Source organism: Micromonospora sp. NBRC 110009 (assembly GCF_030518795.1).
GTDB lineage: Bacteria > Actinomycetota > Actinomycetes > Mycobacteriales > Micromonosporaceae > Micromonospora.
The window spans coordinates 4,924,594-4,942,672 of the sequence record NZ_CP130427.1; the positions used below are offsets into that span (position 1 = coordinate 4,924,594).

At 72.1% G+C, this 18,079-nt stretch carries 19 protein-coding genes, 1 pseudogene and 1 riboswitch; of the genes and pseudogenes, 9 read left to right on the forward strand and 11 right to left on the reverse strand.

Annotation, left to right across the window (positions count from 1 at the left end; all coding sequences use genetic code 11):
* Nucleotides 1-21: 21 nt before the first annotated feature.
* From Q2K19_RS23325 to Q2K19_RS23335, 3 genes are all read right to left on the reverse strand, one after another.
* Nucleotides 22-879 (reverse strand): ABC transporter substrate-binding protein, encoded by an 858-nt coding sequence (locus Q2K19_RS23325; RefSeq protein WP_302763701.1) that lies wholly within the window; start codon nt 877-879, stop codon nt 22-24.
* A 103-nt stretch (nt 880-982) separates the two neighbouring features.
* Nucleotides 983-1,114, reverse strand: coding sequence for a hypothetical protein (locus Q2K19_RS23330; RefSeq protein ID WP_302763702.1), 132 nt, complete (start codon nt 1,112-1,114; stop codon nt 983-985).
* A gap of 32 nt (nt 1,115-1,146) precedes the next feature.
* Nucleotides 1,147-1,257: riboswitch (SAM riboswitch) on the reverse strand.
* A gap of 68 nt (nt 1,258-1,325) precedes the next feature.
* Nucleotides 1,326-2,801, reverse strand: coding sequence for an NAD(P)/FAD-dependent oxidoreductase (locus Q2K19_RS23335; protein WP_302763704.1), 1,476 nt, complete (start codon nt 2,799-2,801; stop codon nt 1,326-1,328).
* A 197-nt stretch (nt 2,802-2,998) separates the two neighbouring features.
* Between Q2K19_RS23335 and Q2K19_RS23340 the strand changes: the two genes are divergently transcribed.
* The 5 genes from Q2K19_RS23340 (at nt 2,999) to Q2K19_RS23360 (ending at nt 7,689) form a co-directional block, all read left to right on the forward strand.
* Nucleotides 2,999-4,258 carry a hypothetical protein gene (locus Q2K19_RS23340; RefSeq protein WP_302763707.1) on the forward strand — a complete coding sequence of 420 codons (1,260 nt, stop codon included), beginning with the start codon at nt 2,999-3,001 and terminating at the stop codon, nt 4,256-4,258.
* 42 nt (nt 4,259-4,300) lie between these two features.
* Complete coding sequence (locus tag Q2K19_RS23345) at nt 4,301-4,876, forward strand: PadR family transcriptional regulator (RefSeq protein ID WP_302763709.1); 576 nt, start codon at nt 4,301-4,303, stop codon at nt 4,874-4,876.
* Nucleotides 4,873-6,594, forward strand: coding sequence for an acyl-CoA dehydrogenase family protein (locus Q2K19_RS23350; RefSeq protein WP_302763712.1), 1,722 nt, complete (start codon nt 4,873-4,875; stop codon nt 6,592-6,594). The genes Q2K19_RS23345 and Q2K19_RS23350 overlap by 4 nt, the downstream gene beginning before the upstream one ends.
* A gap of 81 nt (nt 6,595-6,675) precedes the next feature.
* Nucleotides 6,676-7,218 (forward strand): GNAT family N-acetyltransferase, encoded by a 543-nt coding sequence (locus tag Q2K19_RS23355; RefSeq protein ID WP_302763714.1) that lies wholly within the window; start codon nt 6,676-6,678, stop codon nt 7,216-7,218.
* A gap of 60 nt (nt 7,219-7,278) precedes the next feature.
* Complete coding sequence (locus tag Q2K19_RS23360; RefSeq protein ID WP_302763716.1) at nt 7,279-7,689, forward strand: type II toxin-antitoxin system Phd/YefM family antitoxin; 411 nt, start codon at nt 7,279-7,281, stop codon at nt 7,687-7,689.
* Between the two features lie 45 nt (nt 7,690-7,734).
* Here the strand turns inward: Q2K19_RS23360 and pgi are convergent, their stop codons facing one another.
* Nucleotides 7,735-9,369, reverse strand: coding sequence for a glucose-6-phosphate isomerase (gene pgi, locus Q2K19_RS23365; protein ID WP_302772722.1), 1,635 nt, complete (start codon nt 9,367-9,369; stop codon nt 7,735-7,737).
* A 215-nt stretch (nt 9,370-9,584) separates the two neighbouring features.
* Here pgi and Q2K19_RS23370 point away from each other — a divergent pair, with 215 nt between their 5' ends.
* Nucleotides 9,585-10,250 carry a DUF402 domain-containing protein gene (locus Q2K19_RS23370; RefSeq protein ID WP_302763717.1) on the forward strand — a complete coding sequence of 222 codons (666 nt, stop codon included), beginning with the start codon at nt 9,585-9,587 and terminating at the stop codon, nt 10,248-10,250.
* Between the two features lie 40 nt (nt 10,251-10,290).
* On the opposite strand, the gene Q2K19_RS23375 is transcribed toward Q2K19_RS23370, so the two are convergent.
* On the reverse strand, nt 10,291-11,127 hold the full coding sequence (locus Q2K19_RS23375; protein ID WP_302763719.1) for an IS5 family transposase: 837 nt from the start codon (nt 11,125-11,127) through the stop codon (nt 10,291-10,293).
* 547 nt (nt 11,128-11,674) lie between these two features.
* Here Q2K19_RS23375 and Q2K19_RS23380 point away from each other — a divergent pair.
* Both Q2K19_RS23380 and Q2K19_RS23385 read left to right on the forward strand, forming a co-directional pair.
* Nucleotides 11,675-12,946: a hypothetical protein gene (locus Q2K19_RS23380; protein WP_302763722.1), complete on the forward strand. Its 1,272-nt coding sequence runs from the start codon at nt 11,675-11,677 to the stop codon at nt 12,944-12,946.
* A gap of 42 nt (nt 12,947-12,988) precedes the next feature.
* The gene (locus tag Q2K19_RS23385; RefSeq protein WP_302763724.1) at nt 12,989-13,528 is read left to right on the forward strand and encodes an RNA 2'-phosphotransferase; all 540 of its coding nucleotides are present in this window, start codon (nt 12,989-12,991) and stop codon (nt 13,526-13,528) included.
* A 13-nt stretch (nt 13,529-13,541) separates the two neighbouring features.
* Here Q2K19_RS23385 and Q2K19_RS23390 read toward each other — a convergent pair whose 3' ends face one another.
* From Q2K19_RS23390 to Q2K19_RS23400, 3 genes and pseudogenes are all read right to left on the reverse strand, one after another.
* Nucleotides 13,542-14,825 (reverse strand): sulfite oxidase, encoded by a 1,284-nt coding sequence (locus Q2K19_RS23390; RefSeq protein WP_302763726.1) that lies wholly within the window; start codon nt 14,823-14,825, stop codon nt 13,542-13,544.
* A 109-nt stretch (nt 14,826-14,934) separates the two neighbouring features.
* Nucleotides 14,935-15,450 carry an NUDIX domain-containing protein gene (locus Q2K19_RS23395; RefSeq protein WP_302763728.1) on the reverse strand — a complete coding sequence of 172 codons (516 nt, stop codon included), beginning with the start codon at nt 15,448-15,450 and terminating at the stop codon, nt 14,935-14,937.
* A 99-nt stretch (nt 15,451-15,549) separates the two neighbouring features.
* A pseudogene (locus tag Q2K19_RS23400) lies at nt 15,550-15,669 on the reverse strand (NADAR domain-containing protein); the annotation flags it as partial.
* Nucleotides 15,670-15,774: 105 nt separating this feature from the next.
* On the opposite strand from Q2K19_RS23400, the gene Q2K19_RS23405 reads away from it, so the two are divergent.
* Entirely contained in the window at nt 15,775-16,119 is a 345-nt protein-coding gene (locus Q2K19_RS23405) for an ADP-ribosylation/crystallin J1 (RefSeq protein ID WP_302763731.1), read from the forward strand.
* Between the two features lie 96 nt (nt 16,120-16,215).
* Here the strand turns inward: Q2K19_RS23405 and Q2K19_RS23410 are convergent, their stop codons facing one another.
* From Q2K19_RS23410 to Q2K19_RS23420, 3 genes are all read right to left on the reverse strand, one after another.
* Complete coding sequence (locus Q2K19_RS23410; RefSeq protein WP_302763733.1) at nt 16,216-16,857, reverse strand: SRPBCC family protein; 642 nt, start codon at nt 16,855-16,857, stop codon at nt 16,216-16,218.
* A complete protein-coding gene (locus Q2K19_RS23415; RefSeq protein ID WP_302763735.1) occupies nt 16,854-17,216 on the reverse strand; it encodes an ArsR/SmtB family transcription factor in 363 nt (120 codons plus the stop codon). Before Q2K19_RS23415 ends, Q2K19_RS23410 begins: the two co-directional genes overlap by 4 nt.
* A gap of 168 nt (nt 17,217-17,384) precedes the next feature.
* Entirely contained in the window at nt 17,385-18,059 is a 675-nt protein-coding gene (locus tag Q2K19_RS23420; protein WP_302763737.1) for a peptidoglycan recognition protein family protein, read from the reverse strand.
* Nucleotides 18,060-18,079 lie beyond the last annotated feature (20 nt).

The window sequence follows — 18,079 nt, forward strand, 5'->3', positions numbered from 1 at the left end:
TGCTCGTTCTCGTCGCTCCGGTCAGGAGGCCGCCGACGGCGACGGCACGGCGACCGTGCCGCTGCCCGGCTTGAAGTCGGCCGGGATGGGCCGGCCGGGGTAGTACTGCGCCTGGAGCTTGCTCCAGGTGCCGTCGGCGATCACCTCGTCGAGGCCCTTGTTCAGCGCCTCCCGCAGCTTGTCGTTGCCCTTGCCCACGGCGTACGCGGTCGGGGCGGGGCTGAGCTGCTTGGCGGCCACCTTGATCTTGCCGTTGCTGTCGGCGGCCGACGTGTCGCCGATCTCGGCCGGGGCGATCCAGGCGTCGGCGGTCCCGGCCTTGAGCTGGTTGACCGCACCGTTGTAGTCGGGCACCCGCACCGGGTTCAGGTTCTGCTTGGTGGCGTAGTCGTCCTGCACGGTGCCCTGCACGACCACCACCCGCTTGCCGGCGAGCTGGTCGAAGCCGGTGATCGACGAGCCGGCCGGCACGTCGAGTCCGAAGTAGCCGAAGTCGTAGCCGTTGCCGAAGTCGACGGTCTTCTTCCGCGCCTCGGTGATCGTGATGGAGGAGCTGCCGACGTCGAACTTGTGGTTGTTGACCTGCGCCAGCAGGGCCGAGAAGTCGGTGCCCACGAACTCGACCTTCAGGCCCACCTTGGCGGCGACCGCGGTCAGCAGGTCGTTGTCGAAGCCGGTGAACTTGCCGTCCTTCAGGTACACGTTCGGCGGGGCGTCGGTGAGCGTGCCGGTCCGCAGCACGCCGGCCTGGAGCAGGCCGTACGGGTTGGCGGCTTCGCTGGTGGAGCCGTCGTCGCCGCAGGCGGTGAGGGCGGTCGCGGCGAGCACGGCGGCGGCGCCGAGCGCGGCGACGCGGGTCAGGGTGGATCGGATGCGCACGTTGTTCTCCAGAGGTGACACCGTTGGCGCGGACGCGCGCCGACGACGGCTGCGCCGGGCAGCGGCGAGCCGTAAAGGTGGATCTAGGGAAGGGTGGTGGCGCTCAGCGCGCGCCGGCGCGGCGACAGGCGTCGCTGCACACCCGCATCAGGTCGACGTGCCGCCGCTTGACCAGCGCGAAGCGGGCCGGGTAGGCGACGCCGTCGGCGAGCGGGGTGCGGAGCTGTGCAGACATGGTTCTCCCTGGTCGGTGATGACCTGGGTACCAGGCCACGCTTGCACCGGTGGCTGCCGGTGCCTGGTCCTCACCCGGGGCACCCCACCGCGGAGGAGGGTTGCCGGCCAGCGAGCCGGGGCTTGGCGCTGGCGCTCATGACCTGCCGAGAAGGCTAGCAGCAGCCCCGCCCGGCCCGTCCAGCCGTTATGACCACCCTCACGTGCGTGCCTCACCGCCGGGCGGGCATGACCGGCGCGTCCCGGCCGGTGCCGTGCCGCGACGGGCTGCGCTGCTCGTGGTAGTCCTGCTCGACGTTGACCGTCCAGACGTCGTGGCCGGCGTCGTGGGCGATGTTCTCGGCGGCGAGCATCGCGGTGAGCATCGAGTGGTCCGCGTTGTTGTAGCGGTGCATGCCGTTGCGCCCGACCGGGTGCACGTTCGGCACCTCGCGGGCCAGCCAGTCCCGGATCACGTCGACGTTGTGCTGGTAGCGCTCGTCGTAGACCGGGTACGCCTTCGGCATGCGCACCACGTAGCCGGCCTCGACGCAGCCGCGGCGGACCAGGCCGAGCCGCTCCAGCTCGGCGGTGGCGAAGGTGACCAGCTCGGCGTCCGGGGTCCGCCACATCTCGTCGTCCTCGAAGACGAAGTACTCCAGCCCCAGGCAGGTCCGCCCGTTCTTGACCAGGTACGGCGACCAGGAGCCGAAGTTCTGGATCCGGCCCACCTTCGCGGCCGGATCGTGCACGTAGATCCAGTTGTCCGGGAAGGAGAACTCCTCCGGCACCACCAGCGCCACGGTCAGGAAGTCCCGGTAGCGCAGGTCGTCGGCGGCGGCCCGGACCTCCGGCGGCGCCTGCGGGCGCATGGCGTGCACCAGCGCGGAGATCGGCATCGAGGAGACCACGTGGTCCGCGGGCTCGGTCCGCTCCCCGTCCCCGTCGGCCACGGTCACCCCGGTGGCCCGCCGGTCCGCCGGGTCCCGGTGCACCACGGTCACCCGGGTGCCGGTGCGCACCGTGCCGCCCTGCTTCTCCACCTCCTCGGTGCAGCGTTCCCACATCATCCCGGGGCCGTGCTTCGGGTACTGGAACTCCTCGATCAGGCTGGTGACGTCCTTGCGGTTGCGCCGGGGCAGCAGGGCGTTGAGCACCGCCGTGGAGAGCGACAGGTTCTTGATCCGCTGGGCCGCCCAGTCCGCCTGCAACTGGTCGGCCGGCATGCCCCAGACCTTCTCCGTGTAGGTCTTGAAGAAGATCGAGTAGAGCCGCCAGCCGAACCGGGCGGAGACCCACCCCTCGAAGTGCGACTGGTCCTTCGGCGGGCGCAGCCGGGCCCGCCCGTACGAGCCGACGCAGCGCAGCGCCTCCAGCAGGCCGAGGTTGCGCAGCGCGTTGCCGGCGTTGAGCGGGTAGTCGTAGAGCGCGCCGCGGTAGTAGATCCGGCTCATCCGCGGCCGGAGCAGGAAGTCCTCGTCCGGCAGGATCTCGTGCCAGAAGTCCTCCACCCGGGAGACCTTGGTGAAGAACCGGTGCCCGCCGATGTCGAAGCGCCAGCCGTCCCGCTCCACCGTGCGGCTGATCCCCCCGACGACGTCGTCCCCCTCGTAGACGCGGACCGCCTCCCCGTGCCGCAGCAGCTCGTACGCGGCGGTCAGCCCCGCCGGTCCCGCCCCGATGACCACGGTCCCGTTGCCGTAATCCATGCCGTCCGCGCCCCCCGCCAGCGTGCCGATGCGGCACCGCCCTTACCCGTCCTGACCGCCGTCTCACCTGCGTCCGGCGAGGCCACCGCGGCCCGGTCACCCGTTCGGGTCGGGCGGGTGTGAACCGGGACGGAACGGGGATGCGGGTCGGGTTTCCCGGTCCGGGGGTCGGTCGCGGGGCGACCGGTGGGAGCGGGATGGCGGACGAGCGGCGGGCCGGGACGGCCGGCGCACCCGCCCCGGCGCGACGGCCGGGCGCACCCGCCCGACTGGTGTCGGCGGCCGGGCGGGTGCCCGCGCCCTGGGGTTTCGTGCTCGCCGTCTTCGCCGGCTCGAAGCTCGTGCTCAGCCTGGTCGGCGTGCTGGTGCTGACCGCCTGGGACGGGGTGCCCGGCGCGCCGCCCGCCGACGAGACGATGATGCGGGCCCAGCAGGACGCCGTCTCGCCGCACCGCTGGTTCTCGCTCTGGTTCGCCTGGGACTCGTTCCTCTACGACCACCTGGCCCGGATGCCGCTGGACCGGCCGTGGACCGAGTTCGGCTTCCCGCTGCTCTACCCGTTCCTGGCCCGGCCGGTCGCGCCGCTGCTCGGCGGGCACCCCGACTGGGCGCTGCTGCTGGTGAGCAACGTGGCGCTGCTGTTCGAGCTCTACTACGCGTACCGGCTGGGGGTCCGGCTGCTCGGCGGCGACGACCCGGACGGGTCCGGCGCGGACGGCCGGCGGGTCGTGCGGTACCTGCTGCTCCTGCCGGCCGCGTTCCTGTTCCAGGCGGCGCTGACCGAGTCGCTCTTCGTCTGCCTGGCCCTGGCCGCGTTCTGGTACGCCGAGCAGCGGCGCTGGCTGGTGGTCGGGATCGTCGGCTACTTCCTGGCCCTGAGCCGGTCGATCGGCTTCGTGGTGGTGATCCCGCTGGCCCTGGTGCTGCTGCGGCAGCACGGCTGGCGCCTCGATCCCCGTACCCTGCTGCGCTACCTGCGGGAGGGCTGGGCGCTGCTGCTGGTCCCGGCCGGCTGGCTGAGCTTCATGGCGTTCTGCCGCTGGCAGGGCGGCGACTGGTTCGCCTACCAGCACGCCCAGGAGAAGGGCTGGGGGATCCGGCTGCAGAACCCGCTCTGGGTGGCCTGGCACGCGCTGACCGACGGCAACTCGGCCGACGCGCTGCGGGTCTGGATCGCGGTGGCGATGCTGCTCGTGGCGATTGTCGGGCTGCGCCGGCGGGCCGAGTGGCCGTATCTGGTCTACACGGTGATCGTGGTGCTGGTGCCGCTGTCGATGGGCCCGTCGGTGTACAAGAGCCTGCTGCGCTACCTGCTCGCCGCGTTCCCGGTGGCGCTGGTGCTGGCCCGCTGGGCCCGCCGGCCCGGCCTCGATCCCTGGCTGACCGCCGGCCTGGCGCTGCTCCAGGGCGCGCTGTTCGCGGTCTGGCTCGCCTACTGGACCCACCTCATCATCTGACCGCCCTTGCTATGCAACTCGTTGCATAGCAAGATGGGCGGCATGTCGCTGGAGCACGCCATCCTGGTCTCGCTGCTCGAGCAGCCCGCCTCCGGCTACGAGCTGGCCCGGCGCTTCGACCGGTCCATCGGCCGCTTCTGGACCGCCACCCACCAGCAGATCTACCGGGTGCTCAAGCGGATGGAGGGCGACCGGTGGATCACCGGGGAAGAGGTCGGCCAGGAGGGCCTGCCCGACAAGAAGATCTGGTCGGTCACCCCCGACGGGCGGTCCGCGCTGGTCGCCTGGCTGCGCGCCCCGGTGCAGCCGGAGGCGGTCCGGCACGAACTGGCCGTCAAGATCCGCGGCGCCGCGTTCGACGATCCGGCGGGCCGCACCGCGCTGGTCGCCGAGGTCGAGCACTACCGCGCCGACCACGAAGCCACCCTCGCCGGCTACCTGGCCGGCGAGCGCCGCGACTTCCCCGACCCCGCCGCGCTGGACGCCCGCGGATCGCTCCAGCACGTCGTGCTGCGCGGCGGCATCGCGTACGAGCGGATGGTGCTGGCCTGGCTCGACGACGTCCTCGCCACCCTCCGCGACCTCGCCCCCGACCCCCTCAGGAAGGCCGACTCGTGACCGATCCGCTGCTGTTCCACCCGCCCACCTACGACCCCGCCCACCTCGACGACACCTCCCGCCGACTGCTGCGCGCCACCGTCGACTGGTTCGAGCAGCGCGGCAAGCAGGCCCTGGTCGACAGCTACAACCATCACGAGTGGTACGCCGACTTCCTCGACTTCGCCGCCAAGGAGGGCCTCTTCGCCACCTTCCTCACCCCGACGGCCGACGCCGGCGGCGACCCGGACAAGCGCTGGGACACCGCGCGCAACGCCGCGCTCAGCGAGCTCCTCGGCTTCTACGGCCTCGGCTACTGGTACACCTGGCAGGTCACCGTGCTCGGCCTCGGCCCGGTCTGGCAGAGCGGCAACGCCGCCGCCCGAGCCCGCGCCGCCGCGCTGCTCGACGAGGGGCACGTGATGGCCTTCGGCCTCTCCGAGCGGCCGCACGGCGCCGACATCTACTCCACCGACATGCTGCTCACCCCCGACGGCGAGGGCGGCTTCCGGGCCACCGGCGGCAAGTACTACATCGGCAACGGCAACGTCGCCGGGCTGGTCTCCGTCTTCGGCCGGCGCGCCGACGTCGAGGGCCCCGAGGGGTACGTCTTCTTCGCCGCCGACAGCCGGCACCCCGCCTACCGGCTGGTCCGCAACGTGGTCAACGCGCAGATGTACGTCAGCGAGTTCCGGCTGGAGGACTACCCGGTCCGCGCCGAGGACGTGCTGCACACCGGGCCGGCCGCCTTCGACGCCGCGCTGAACACGGTCAACGTCGGCAAGTTCAACCTCTGCACCGCCTCCATCGGCATCTGCGAGCACGCCATGTACGAGGCGGTCAGCCACGCCCACCACCGCGTCCTCTACGGCCGGCGGGTCACCGACTTCCCGCACGTGCGGCGCGAGCTGACCGACGCGTACGCCCGCCTGGTGGCGATGAAGCTGTTCAGCGACCGGGCGGTCGACTACTTCCGCTCGGCCGGCCCCGACGACCGGCGGTACCTGCTGTTCAACCCGATGACCAAGATGAAGGTCACCACCGAGGGCGAAAAGGTCATCGACCTGCTCTGGGACGTCATCGCCGCCAAGGGCTTCGAGGCCGACACCTACTTCGACAAGGCCGCCAAGGACATCCGCGGCCTGCCGAAGCTGGAGGGGACGGTGCACGTCAACCTCGCGCTGATCCTCAAGTTCCTGCCGAACTACCTGTTCCGGCCGGCCGAGCACCCGCCCGTGCCGACCCGGCAGGACCCGGCCGACGACGAGTTCCTCTTCCGGCAGGGCCCGGCCCGCGGCCTCGGCGCGATCCGCTTCCACGACTGGCGCGGCCCGTACGACGCGCACGCCCACGTGCCCAATGTGGCCCGGTTCCGGGAGCAGGCCGACGGTCTCCGCGACCTGCTCGCCGCGCACGCCCCGGACGAGGCCCAGCAGCGGGACCTGGATTTCCTGCTCACCCTGGGTCAGCTCTTCGCCCTGGTCGTCTACGGCCAGCTGATCCTGGAGCAGGCGGAACTGACCGGCCTCGACGCGGACCTGCTCGACGAGATCTTCGACCTGCTGGTCCGCGACTTCTCCGGCTACGCCACCGAGCTGCACGGCAAGGCGGCCACCAGCGACGAGCAGGCCGCCTGGGCCCTCACCCAGATCCGCCGCCCGGTCCGCGACGCCGAGCGCACCGCCCGGGTCTGGGAGCGGGTCGTCGCCCTCGCCGGCGCGTACGAGATGAACTCCTGACGGCTCCGGCCGGCCGCAGCCGAGGCACCCGTCGTCCGACCGGCCGACAGCCACGTTCCCGCCCTGCTAGCGTTTCTCCGCGTGTTCGCTCTTCCCCTGACTGATGATGCCGAGCTGCGGCCGCTCCAGCCGTGGCACTCCGACGAGTTTCTCGCCAACCTCGACCGGTGCCGGGCGCACATCTCCCCCTGGGTGGGGGCGTCCTTCGTGGCCACCGACGCCGAGTCCGCCCGCAAGGTCCTGCAGAACTACGCCGACCGCTGGGCCCGGGACGACGGTGGCATCTGGGGCATCTGGCAGGGCGGCACCCTGGTCGGCGGCGTGCTCTTCGTGTCGCTCAGCACCACCACCGGCGTCTGCGAGGCCGGGTGCTGGCTGGAGCCGGCGGCCGAGGGGCAGGGCCTGGTCACCCGCGCCGCCCGCGTGATCATCGACTGGGCGATCCGGGAGCGTGGCATCCACCGGGCGGAGTGGGTGACCAAGGCCGGCAACGAGCGCAGCATCGCCGTCGCGCGGCGATTGGGCATGCGCCGCGACGGTGTCCTCCGCGAGGCGGCTCCGGGGCCGGACGGCCGGGCCGACATGGAGGTCTGGTCGGTGCTGGCCCCGGAGTGGAAGCCCTGACGGGACAGGCCTTCGAGCCGGCGGCGGAGTTCTGTCGTACCCGGACGTCAACATCTGTCCATGGCTGCCCCCGCACTGGCCGACCGGTCCCCCCAGCCGCGCGCCCTGCCGCTGCGCGAGGTCCGCACCCGGCTCACCCAGCTCGTCGCCCTGGCCGAGCTGACCGACACCGTCACCATCGTCACCCGCGACGGCGACCCCCGACCGATCGCCGCGATCGTGCCCGCCCCGGCCGCTCGTACGGCGACGCAGACCCGCGCCGACGCTGACCGGATCGCCGCGATCAGCGCCGGCTGGTCGCGCCGGCTGGAGGAGCAGCACCGGCAGAGCAGCCGGCGGCACGCCGCCGAGCGGCGTGCGCTCGTCGACGCGCTCGCCGAGGTCTGGGCCGAGCTGGACCGCCGCGCCCCGGCCGGCGACCCGGCGCTCGCCCGGCTCCGCGCCGCCCACGCCGACCTGCTACGCGACTGACCCGGCGGCGGCCACCCCGACCCGGGGCCGCCGCCGGCGTATGCGTCAGTCCCGGCCGCGCTGCTCCCGGTAGCGGCGGATCAGGGCGCTGGTGGAGGAGTCCACGTCGCCGAGGTCCGGCGCGCCGCCGGTGAGCTTCGGCGCGAGCTGGTTGGCCATCACCTTGCCCAGCTCCACACCCCACTGGTCGAACGCGTTGATGTCCCAGACCGCGGCCTCGGTGAAGACGATGTGCTCGTAGAGGGCGATCAGCTGGCCCAGCGTGGACGGGGTGAGCTTGGGGGCGAGGATCGAGGTGGTCGGGTGGTTGCCCGGCATGACCCGGTGCGGCACCACCTCGGGCGCGGTGCCCTCCGCCTCGACCTGCTCCTTCGTCCGGCCGAAGGCCAGCGCCGCGGTCTGCGCGAAGAAGTTCGACATGAACAGGTCGTGCATGTCGCCGAGGTCGTGGTTGGGCTGGCTGAACGCGATGAAGTCGGCCGGGATCAGCCGCGTCCCCTGGTGGATGAGCTGGTAGAAGGCGTGCTGTCCGTTGGTGCCGGGCTCGCCCCAGAAGATCTCCCCGGTCGGGTAGGTCACCGGCCGGCCGTCGACCGTCACCGACTTGCCGTTGCTCTCCATGGTGAGCTGCTGCAGGTACGCGGGGAACCGGTGCAGGTACTGCGCGTACGGCAGCACCGCGTGCGTCTCGGCGTCGAGGAAGTCCGTGTACCAGACGTTCAGCAGGCCCAGCAGCGCCGGCACGTTGCGCTCCACCGGCGTGCTGCGGAAGTGCTCGTCGACGGCGTGGTAGCCGGCCAGCATCTCCCGGAACCGCGCCGGCCCGATCGCCAGCATCACCGACAGGCCGACCGCCGAGGGGAGCGAGTATCGCCCGCCCACCCAGTCCCAGAAGCCGAACATGTTCTCCGGGTCGATGCCGAAGTCGCGGACCCGCTGCTCGTTGGTGCTGACCGCGACGAAGTGCCGGGCGATCGCCGACTCGTCGGCGTCCAGCCCGGCGAGCAGCCAGCGCCGCGCCTGGTTGGCGTTGGCCAGCGTCTCCTGGGTGGAGAAGGTCTTGGAGACCACGACGAACAGCGTGGTGGCCGGGTCCAGATCGGTGGTCTTGTCGTGGATGTCGGTCGGGTCGATGTTGGACACGAACCGGCAGCTGATCCCCGCGTCCCGGTACGCCTTGAGCGCCTCGTACGCCATCACCGGCCCGAGGTCGGAGCCGCCGATGCCGATGTTGACCACGGTGCTGATCCGCTCGCCGGTGTGGCCGCGCCACGTGCCGGAGCGGACCCGCTCGGCGAAGGCCGACATCCGGTCCAGCACCCGGTGGACGTCGGCGACCACGTCCTGCCCGTCCACCACCAGCGACGCGTCGCCGGGCAGCCGCAGTGCGGTGTGCAGGACCGCCCGGTCCTCGGTGGAGTTGATGTGCTTCCCGGCGAACATGGCGGCGATCCGATCGCTCAGCCGGACCCGCTCGGCCAGGACGGTGAGCAGGGCGATCGTCTCGTCGGTGACCAGGTTCTTGCTGTAGTCCACGTGCAGGTCGGCGACCTCGCCGGTGAGCCGCTCGCCCCGCTGTCCGTCGGCGGCGAACAGCTCCCGCAGGTGTGTGCCGCGCATCGCCTCGGCGTGCTTGCGCAGCGCCTGCCATTCGTCGGTGGTGGTGACGTCCACAGCCATCGGGTCGATCTTCTCCTTCACGACGGGTCTGCCAGCGGGCCGTCGTTGCCCCGCTGCCGGCGACCCCACCAGCCTGCCACCCGGGACAGGTACGCGCGACGCGACCCGACATCGCCCACCTCTCGGGCGCGCTCGGACGGGCCACCCGGGGCAGGTCGTTGGGACGCCTGTTCGAGATGCCGGGTTACCGGGCCTTGGTTGGGTATCGTGCTCGAATGATCTTTGAGCGGGGGCAGACGATCGTCCGTCGGCACCTGTACCCGGACGGCCGGGTCGGCTCGGTGCTGTGCGGGCGGGTGGTCAGCGACGACGAGCGCGGGCTGGCGCTGTGGGTCGAGGCTGGCTCACAGGCAATGCGTCGGGTTGACGGCGCTGGCCAGTCGACGCGGAAGCTGTCGCTGCTCACGTCGTTGCGGATGACTACGATGCTCAGCCTGGATACGTGGCAGCCTTTCCGGACTCTGATGTTGATGCCGCCTGGTGCGGCCCACTCGGTCTGGTGGAGCTGGCGAACCGACGGCGACTTCGACGGCTGGTACGTCAACCTGGAGCGTCCGGTCACCCGGTGGGCCGGCGGGGTCGACGTCTACGACCAGGAGCTCGACCTGCTCGTCTATCCGGATGGCAGGTGGTCGTGGAAGGACGAGGACGCCTTCGCCGAGTACACCGGCGAGCCGGCGTTCTGGGATGAGGTCGAGGCCGCCGAGGTCCGGGCCGAGGGCGAACGACTGCTTGCCTTGGCTCGCGCCGGGGCCGCGCCCTTCGACGGTCAGTGGATGGACTTCCAGCCGGATCCGGCGTGGCGGCCGACGTTGATGCCGCACTGGTGGGAGTTGCCGGCGGACGCGACCTGCTGGGGTCCCGAGTACTTCCAGGCCTGAGAGGGCGTCTGATTCACGTATTTTGTGAGTGATGTGATCTTCAGATGTCTCGCCAGGTTGGGGTGGTTTCGTCGGTGACCCGTTTGGTGAGGTTGTCGATCATCGCGATGCGGATCATGCTGGCGGAGTGGTCGGGTAGGGCTTCGTAGTCACGGGCCAGGCGCCGGTGGAGCATGATCCAGCCGAGGGTGCGTTCGACGACCCATCGGCGTTTGACCACCGAGAATCCTTTGATGTGCGGGTCTTTGGCGACGACCTCGACGTCGATGCCGAGGGTGGCACCGTGTTCGATGACCTTGTTCTTGAAGCCGGCGTCGACCCAGGTCTTGGCCAGGGCGGGATGCGCGGCTTTGGCCTGATCGAGGAGGTCGACGCCGATGGTGTTGTCGGTGACGCTGGCCGCGGTGACGATGACGGCGAGGAGCAGACCGAGGGTGTCGGTGACGATGCCGCGTTTGCGTCCGACGATCTTCTTGCCGGCGTCGATGCCCTGGCTGGCCAGCGGCGCGTTGGTGGAGGTCTTCACGCTCTGGGTGTCGATCACACCGGCCGACGGCTGAGCGGCGCGTCCGGCCTTGGCGCGGGCCAGTCCGGTGAGCTCGTAGTTGAGCTGGGTGAAGATGCCATCGCCTGTCCAGGCGGTGAAGTAGCCGTAGACGGTCTGCCAGGGCGGGAAGTCGTGCGGCAGATAGCGCCACGCGATGCCGGTGCGGTTGACGTAGAGGATCGCGTTGAAGATCTCCCGCAGGTCGTAGGTGGGTTTGCGTCCCCCGACGCCAGCATCGGTGCGCGCCTGGCGCCAGGCGTCCAGTCGTGGTGCGATCAGCGCCCAACGGGCGTCGGACAGGTCGGAGGGGTAGGCAGGTCGTTCGGCCATACGAGATGTCTACTGTGGACCACGAGGTGGATCGCACTCGGGGTCCGCCGATTCCCGAACTTTGTGAACCAGACACGATCTGCGGATCAAAGCAGGGCATCTCGCATCGACATCAATCAGGCGAACCTGGCCCCAGTAGTGATCATTCGACCCTGCCGACGCCTCACCGACCAGGCCCACGAAAGCAGCAATATGCAGCGAGAGTGATCAAAACGCCCAGTGAGAGCGTGCTTGAGAAGAGTCATCCTGGTGAGGTCCGAGGAGTAGCGACGCTCGCACGGCATCCGACCGCCGTGGACGATCAATCGATCGGTGCCACACGACACGCGACCAATCACGAGAACCACGCTCTCACGGGTGCCAGGGGCGGACCTGGTTGTTGCTGCCTGTGGACCTGATGTCGTAAACGACTCACCCAGGCCAGGCGGGGCTCGTTCTGCCGGCTTCTCGCGCTGGCAGGGGGTGGCGCCGATTCGTTTGTGATGTCAGCTCCAAAGGCAGCGACAAGGTATGACGCCGGAACCGCGGGACTGGCTACGCTGCCTCGATGTTCTTCGAGCCGGGCGAGATCATCAAGCGTCGCTATCTTCGCGGGCGGTGGTGCACGTGGGCGCAGCCCATGCGCGTCGTTGCCGACGATGATGGGCTGCTCGACCGAATGATCAGCCGCCGGTGCTTGCTCGGAATGGCCACCCCAACCGCCCGCCGCGCCGTCGTGGCCTCGTCGGCCCGCCGCGCCACCGCCGTCGTGGCCTCGTCGGCCCGCCGCGCCACCGCCGTCGCGGCCTCGCTCGCGCTCCTCGCCGCTGGCTGCTCCCGGCCGGCGACACCGCCGGCCGCCGCACCCGCCCCCGCCGCCCCGCCGGCCGGGGCCAACCCCTCGCCGTCCGGGGCCGTCGCCCCGTCGACGCCGCCCGCGCGTGCCGGCCTCGGTGCCCGGCCGAGCCCGGCCGCCCGGGCCTGCACCATCTTCCCGGCGGACAACGTCTGGCATTCCGACGTATCCCGGCTGCCCGCGCACCCGCGCTCCGCGGCGATGGTCACCGCGATCGGCGCGCAGGCCGCCGTGCACGCCGACTTCGGCTCCGGTACGTGGCAGGGCGCGTCCATCGGCATCCCGGTCACCGTCGTCCCCGCCGGGCAGCGCCGGGTCCCGGTCTCCTTCCAGTACGCCGGCGAGAGCGACCCCGGGCCTTATCCCGTCCCGGCCGACGCGGCGGTCGAGGGCGGGCCGGCGGGCACCGGTGACCGGCACGTGATCGTCTGGGACCGGGCGGGGTGCAAGGCGTACGAGCTGTTCGACGCGCACCGGGCCGGCGGCGGCTGGCGGGCCGGCTCGGGCGCCGTCTTCGACCTCCGGTCCAACCGGCTGCGCCCGACCGGATGGACCTCCGCCGACGCCGCCGGGCTCTCCATCCTGGCCGGGCTGGTCCGCTACGACGAGGTGGCCGCCGGCCGGATCGACCACGCCATCCGGGTGACCGTGCCGCGTACCCGCACCGGCTGGACCTGGCCGGCCACCCATTCCGCCTCGTCCGCCACCGACCCCGGGCTGCCGCAGCTCGGCCAGCGGCTGCGGCTCAAGCGCTCGGTGGACGTCTCGCGGCTGCCCCGGCAGGCCCGGATCGTCGCCGAGGCGATGCAGCGGTACGGGCTGATCGTCGCCGACCACGGCTCGGCCTGGTACCTGTCCGGCGCGCCCGATCCCCGCTGGGACAACGACGCGCTGCACGCGCTCGGCGGCCTGCGCGGGAGCGACTTCGAGGTGGTGGACGCGTCCGGGCTGACGGTGCGCCGGACCTCGGCCGCGGTCGGCTGATTTCGGGTCGCCGCCGACCCGACGGTGCCGCAGACTGGCGGTGTGGATCATCGTGACCTGGTCCGGGTGAGCAAGCGGATGTCCCTGGCCCTGCGGCACCGGCCGGACCGGTTCGGCCTGACGCTCGACGGGGCCGGCTGGGTGTCGGTCGCCGACCTGCTCGCCGCGCTGGGGATCACCCGGGCCGACCTCGACGCCGTGGTCGCCGGGAACGACAAGCGACGCTTCGCCGTGGCCCACGGGGCCGACGGCGTCGACCGGATCCGAGCCAGCCAGGGGCATTCCATCCCGGTCGACCTCGGCCTGGCCCCGGCCAGCCCTCCCGAGCTGCTGTTCCACGGCACCAGCGACAGCGCCCTGCCGGCGATCCGGGTCGAGGGGCTGCGCCGGGGCCGCCGGCACCACGTGCACCTGTCACCGGACGTGGCGACCGCCCAGCGGGTCGGGGCCCGCCGGGGCGGCGCGGTGGTGATCCTGACCGTGGCGGCGGCCGCCATGGCCGAGAAGGGCTTCGTCTTCTACCGCAGCGACAACGGGGTCTGGCTCACCGACACCGTCCCGCCCGCGTACCTGCGACGCTGAGGCCGCGCGGCGGTCAGACCACGGTGACCGGGTGGCGGACCACCCCGTCGAAGAGGTAGCCGAGGTCGTTGGGGGCGGCCCGGTCGGGCTGGCCGGCGCCGGTCACGTCGGTGGCGCGGGCGCGCAGCGTCCACCGGCCCCGCGCCGGAGGCCGCCAGGCGGCCGTCCACCGCTGCCAGGGCCCGCCCCGGTCGGCGGCGACCAGTTCGGCGGGGCGCCAGCCGTCACCGGTGTCGACCTCGACCCGGTCGATCGGCCCGGCCCCCGACCAGGACCGGCCGTGCAGCCGTACCTCCGTGCCGGCCGGTAGGTGGGCGTCCCAGGCGAGCTCGAACGCGCTCTTCACCGACTGGGTGCCCAGGGCGTCGCCGTCGGCCGGGTGCCCCGGACCGAACATCCGGTAGAACTGGGTGTTCCACGGGGAGAACAGGGGAGTGGCGGAGACCTCGACCGGGCCCACCCACTTGATCGAGGAGATGCCGATCCAGCCGGGTACCACGACACGGACCGGGAAGCCGTGGTCGGCGGGGAGCGGCTCGCCGTTCATCTCGTACGCCAGCAGCACGTCGTCGAGGGCCTTGGCGATCGGCAGCGGGCGGCGGACCCGGCCGAGGTTGACCCCGCCGGTCACGTAGTCCGGGTCCAGTCCCTCGGGCATCACGTCGACCGCGTCGTCGGTGAGCCCGGCGAGGCGGAGCACCGTGCCCAGCCGTACGCCCCGCCACCGGGCCACCCCGACCCCACCCAGGTCCCAGGCCACGCCCGGGGCGGGGGCGTCCTGCTGGTCGGCGAAGAAGCGCCGGCCGTTGCCGGCGCACTCGAGCAGCGCGGTGCTCTCCTCGGCGGGCAGCCGGCGCAGCTCATCGAGGGTGAACTCGACCGGGGCGTCCCGGGTGGGCGCGTCGCGCAGCCCGGTGCCGAACAGGCGCAGCCGCCAGGCGTCGGCGTCCAGGCGGGGCGTCACCGTGTGGTTGCGGACGAAGAAGCGGTCGTTGGGCACCACGTACCCCTGCCCGGCCATCGCCGGCCAGCGCATCTCCGCGTTGGTCTCCAGCGGGCGCAGCAGCTCGGGCGGCAGCGGCTTGGCGATCGGCGATCCTGGGTCGACGCCGACCGGCGCCGGGGCCACCGCGACCGGCTCCCGTTCCGCCGCGGCGGCGGTCAGGGCGGCCATGGCCGAGCCCAGCTCCAGCAGGTCGTCGCGGGCGACGCCGGCGCCGTGGGCCTCCCCGGCCAGCCACTGCCGGCCCCGCCGGGCGTCGTGGTCGGCTTCCTCGGACGACAGGGGACGGGACACGACTGACCTCCGGCTCGGCGACGCTGCCACCGCATTCAACCAGGCGGGGTTTCCGTCCGGTCGGCCCAGGTCACGGCTCAGGTGGCGAAGATCGACGTGCGCAATCCCGTCACGGCTCGCGCCGGTCGGCGAGGAAGTCGGCCAGCACCCGGGTGTGCGTGGAGAAGGCCAGCTCGACCGGCTCGGTGAGGACCAGCCACTCGGTGGCCTCCTCCGTCGGGGCGGACGCCGGCAGGTCACCGACCGCGCGCTCGGGCAGCACACCGAAGACCATCATGGTGCCGCCGGCCGGTGCCCCGTGCACCGCGAACAGCCGCGCCTCGTCGGCCTCGGCCAGCAGACCGGTCTCCTCGCGCAGCTCCCGGACCAGCGCCTCGGACCACTCCTCGCCGTACTCGATGAACCCGCCCGGGAGGGCGAGCTGACCGCGGGCCGGCTCGATGTCCCGGCGGACCACCACCACGCCGAGGCCGGTCGGCGTCCGCACCGGCAGCACCGCCACCGCGACGGGCAGCGGGTTGCGCCACACCGTCTCGCCGCAGACCGCGCAGAGCCTCGGCCAACCGACCTCGGTGGGGTAGGCGGAGCCGCAGTACGAGCAGTGGGAGAACGGTGCAGCGGTCACGCCGCAGCACGTTACCCGGCGGCGCAGCGGATCGCTGCCGTCACTCCTCGGACGCGGAGTGTCGCTCCGGGTGTGGCAGCCTGGCCCATCGTGCCGGGGTCAGGCCTCTCGGAGCGCGGCGCGGGCGTCCATCAGGGCGAAGCCGAGCAGGTTCTCGCCCCGCCACCGCGCCGGGTCCGCGGCGCGCGGGTCGTCCGCGGCCAGGCCGATGCCCCAGATCACCGACAGTCCGCCGCCGTGTTTCGTGGCCGCCGGAAACCGTTGGCCGGGCCGTCGTCACCGCCGGTAGCCTGCGCCGATCGGCGAGCAGGAAAGGGGGAGACCGTGGAGACCATCACGCTGTGGCGGCCGACCGGGCCGGAGGAGTTGGCGCTGGTCGAGGCGTCCGATTGGCGGGAGTGGCCGCCCCGGCTTCCGGACCAGCCGATCTTCTACCCGGTGCTCACCGAAGACTACGCCGTCATGATCGCCCGGGACTGGAACGTTCCGGCCTCCGGCGTCGGCTACGTGACCCGCTTCGAGGTGGACCGCGACTTCGCCGCCCGCTACCCGATACGCCAGGTCGGCGGCAGGGAGATCCGCGAGCTGTGGATCCCGGCCGAGGAGCTGCCCCTGTTCAACGAGCACCTCGTCGGCCGGATCGAGGTCGTCCACGAGTTCCGCGCGTAGCTCGCTGCCGATCGTCGAGTTGTGGTGCCTGCCGAAAGCCGCGAACAACTCGCAACGGGCGCCACAACTCCACGATCGCCGGGGGCCAGGGTGGGGTCAGGACGCCGGTGCGCCGGTGTAGAAAGCGGTGACGCGGTCCCGCGCGGCCCGCGCCTCATCGCTCGGAGTGCCCGCGGCGATGCTCGCCTCCGCCCACCGCTCGCTGCTCAGCGTCATGAACCGCCGCCCCTCGTCGGAGGCCATCCACGCGACGGCCGCGGCCGGGTCGACGCCGCTGCCGTCGGCCGCGAGGTGGGAGGCCAGGCCGAGCAGGGCTCCGTCCCACCCGACGCCGACCGCGCCCGGCCCGTACTCGGCCCAGCGCTGGTCGTCCACGTGCGCGACGTGCTCCAGCTCGAACCGGGTACGCCCGCCCTCGACCTCGGTGAGGCGTACCTCGATCCAGCTCACCTCGCCGCCAAACTCCCAGGTCGCGGCGAAGCTGTGCGGCGGGTCGCAGCGCTCCACGGTGCCGCCGGCGTTCCCCTCCAACTGGTAGCGCCCGCCCACCTTCAGCTCACCGGAGACGGGCAGGAACCAGCGGGGGATCCGTTCGGCGCTGGTGCAGGCGTCCCAGACGTCCTCCACCGGTGCGGCGTACGTCTGGCTGATCGTCATCACCCGCGCCTGCCCGGCGGGCAGCGTACGGCTGCCGAGGGTGCGCTCGACGTCGCTGATCTGCCCGATCACGTCAATCATGATGTCTTCCTCTCCTCGGGATCGCTGTCGCGCAGTCGCCGCTCCCGCCGGCCACGGGCCAGCTCGGTGGCGAGCGCCTCCAGCGGTGGCGTCCAGAATCGGCGGAAGCCCGCCAGCCACGCGTCGACCTGCCGCAGCGGGCCGGGGTCCACCGCGTAGAGGCGGCGGGTGCCCTCGGGTCGTACGGTGGCGAAGCCGTTCTCCCGAAGCACCTTGAGGTGCTGGGACACGGCCGGCTGGGAGATGCCGAACTCCTGTTGGATCGCGGCGCAGAGCGCGCCGGCGGTCCGCTCGCCCTCGGCCAGCAGCTCCAGGATCCGGCGGCGGACCGGATCCCCGAGGACGTCGAAGGCGTGCACGATCCTTTCTATCAGATTCCACTTATATAAGCGAGCACCTGGTGCCGGCGGAGCCGGTCGGCGGATGCGGCGTCGGGCGGGAGAGGGGCGGCCGGACGACCTGCTGCCACCGGGTGGCCTGGGCGGTGCGGGTGGGCGGGGCGGTGCGGTGGGCGCCCCGCCCATCGGTCAGCCGCCGAGCCGGGCCGCGACGGCGCTGCGCAGCTCGGGCAGCCGGTCGTGCAGCAGCCCGGGGCACTGGGTGTTGTTGAAGTCCATGTGCCCGTAGATCTCGGTGGACGGGATGCCGTACTGCTGGCAGGTGAACGCACAGAACCACACCAGGCTGTCCCAGAGCGCCTGCGGGGGCTGCACGTCGAGGTAGGTGCCGTCGTTCTCGATGCCGATGGCCTGGCTGTTCTGCCCGACGCAGTGCGCGCCCTGCACCATGGTCTGCCCGTGCAGCAGCGCGTACAGGCTGCCGTGCCGGCCCTCGGTGAGGAAACCGCCGCGGCTGTTGGTGAAGTGCTGGCCGGAGTCGATCCAGCCGTTGGTGTCCATATGCAGGTTCTGGATGTCGCGCGAGTTCCGGTAGGCCTGCGCCAGGCTGTAGTCGGTGGTGTTCGGGAACGCGGTGTGGTGAATGATGATCTTGTTGGGCCGGCTCTGCACCACGCTCACCGCGGACGAGGGCGGGCGGGCGCCCCAGGTCGCGCAGTTGGCGATGGTCGGCTGGTCGACCCGGGTGGCGACGGCTCGGGCGCCCTGGTCGGCGCCGAACTGGGTCAGCGCGCTGGCGCCGGCGGCGGCGCCGAGCAGGACCGCGCCGCGCAGCACGGCCCGTCGGGGGACGGGGACGGACATCGGGGCCTCCTCGATGCGGG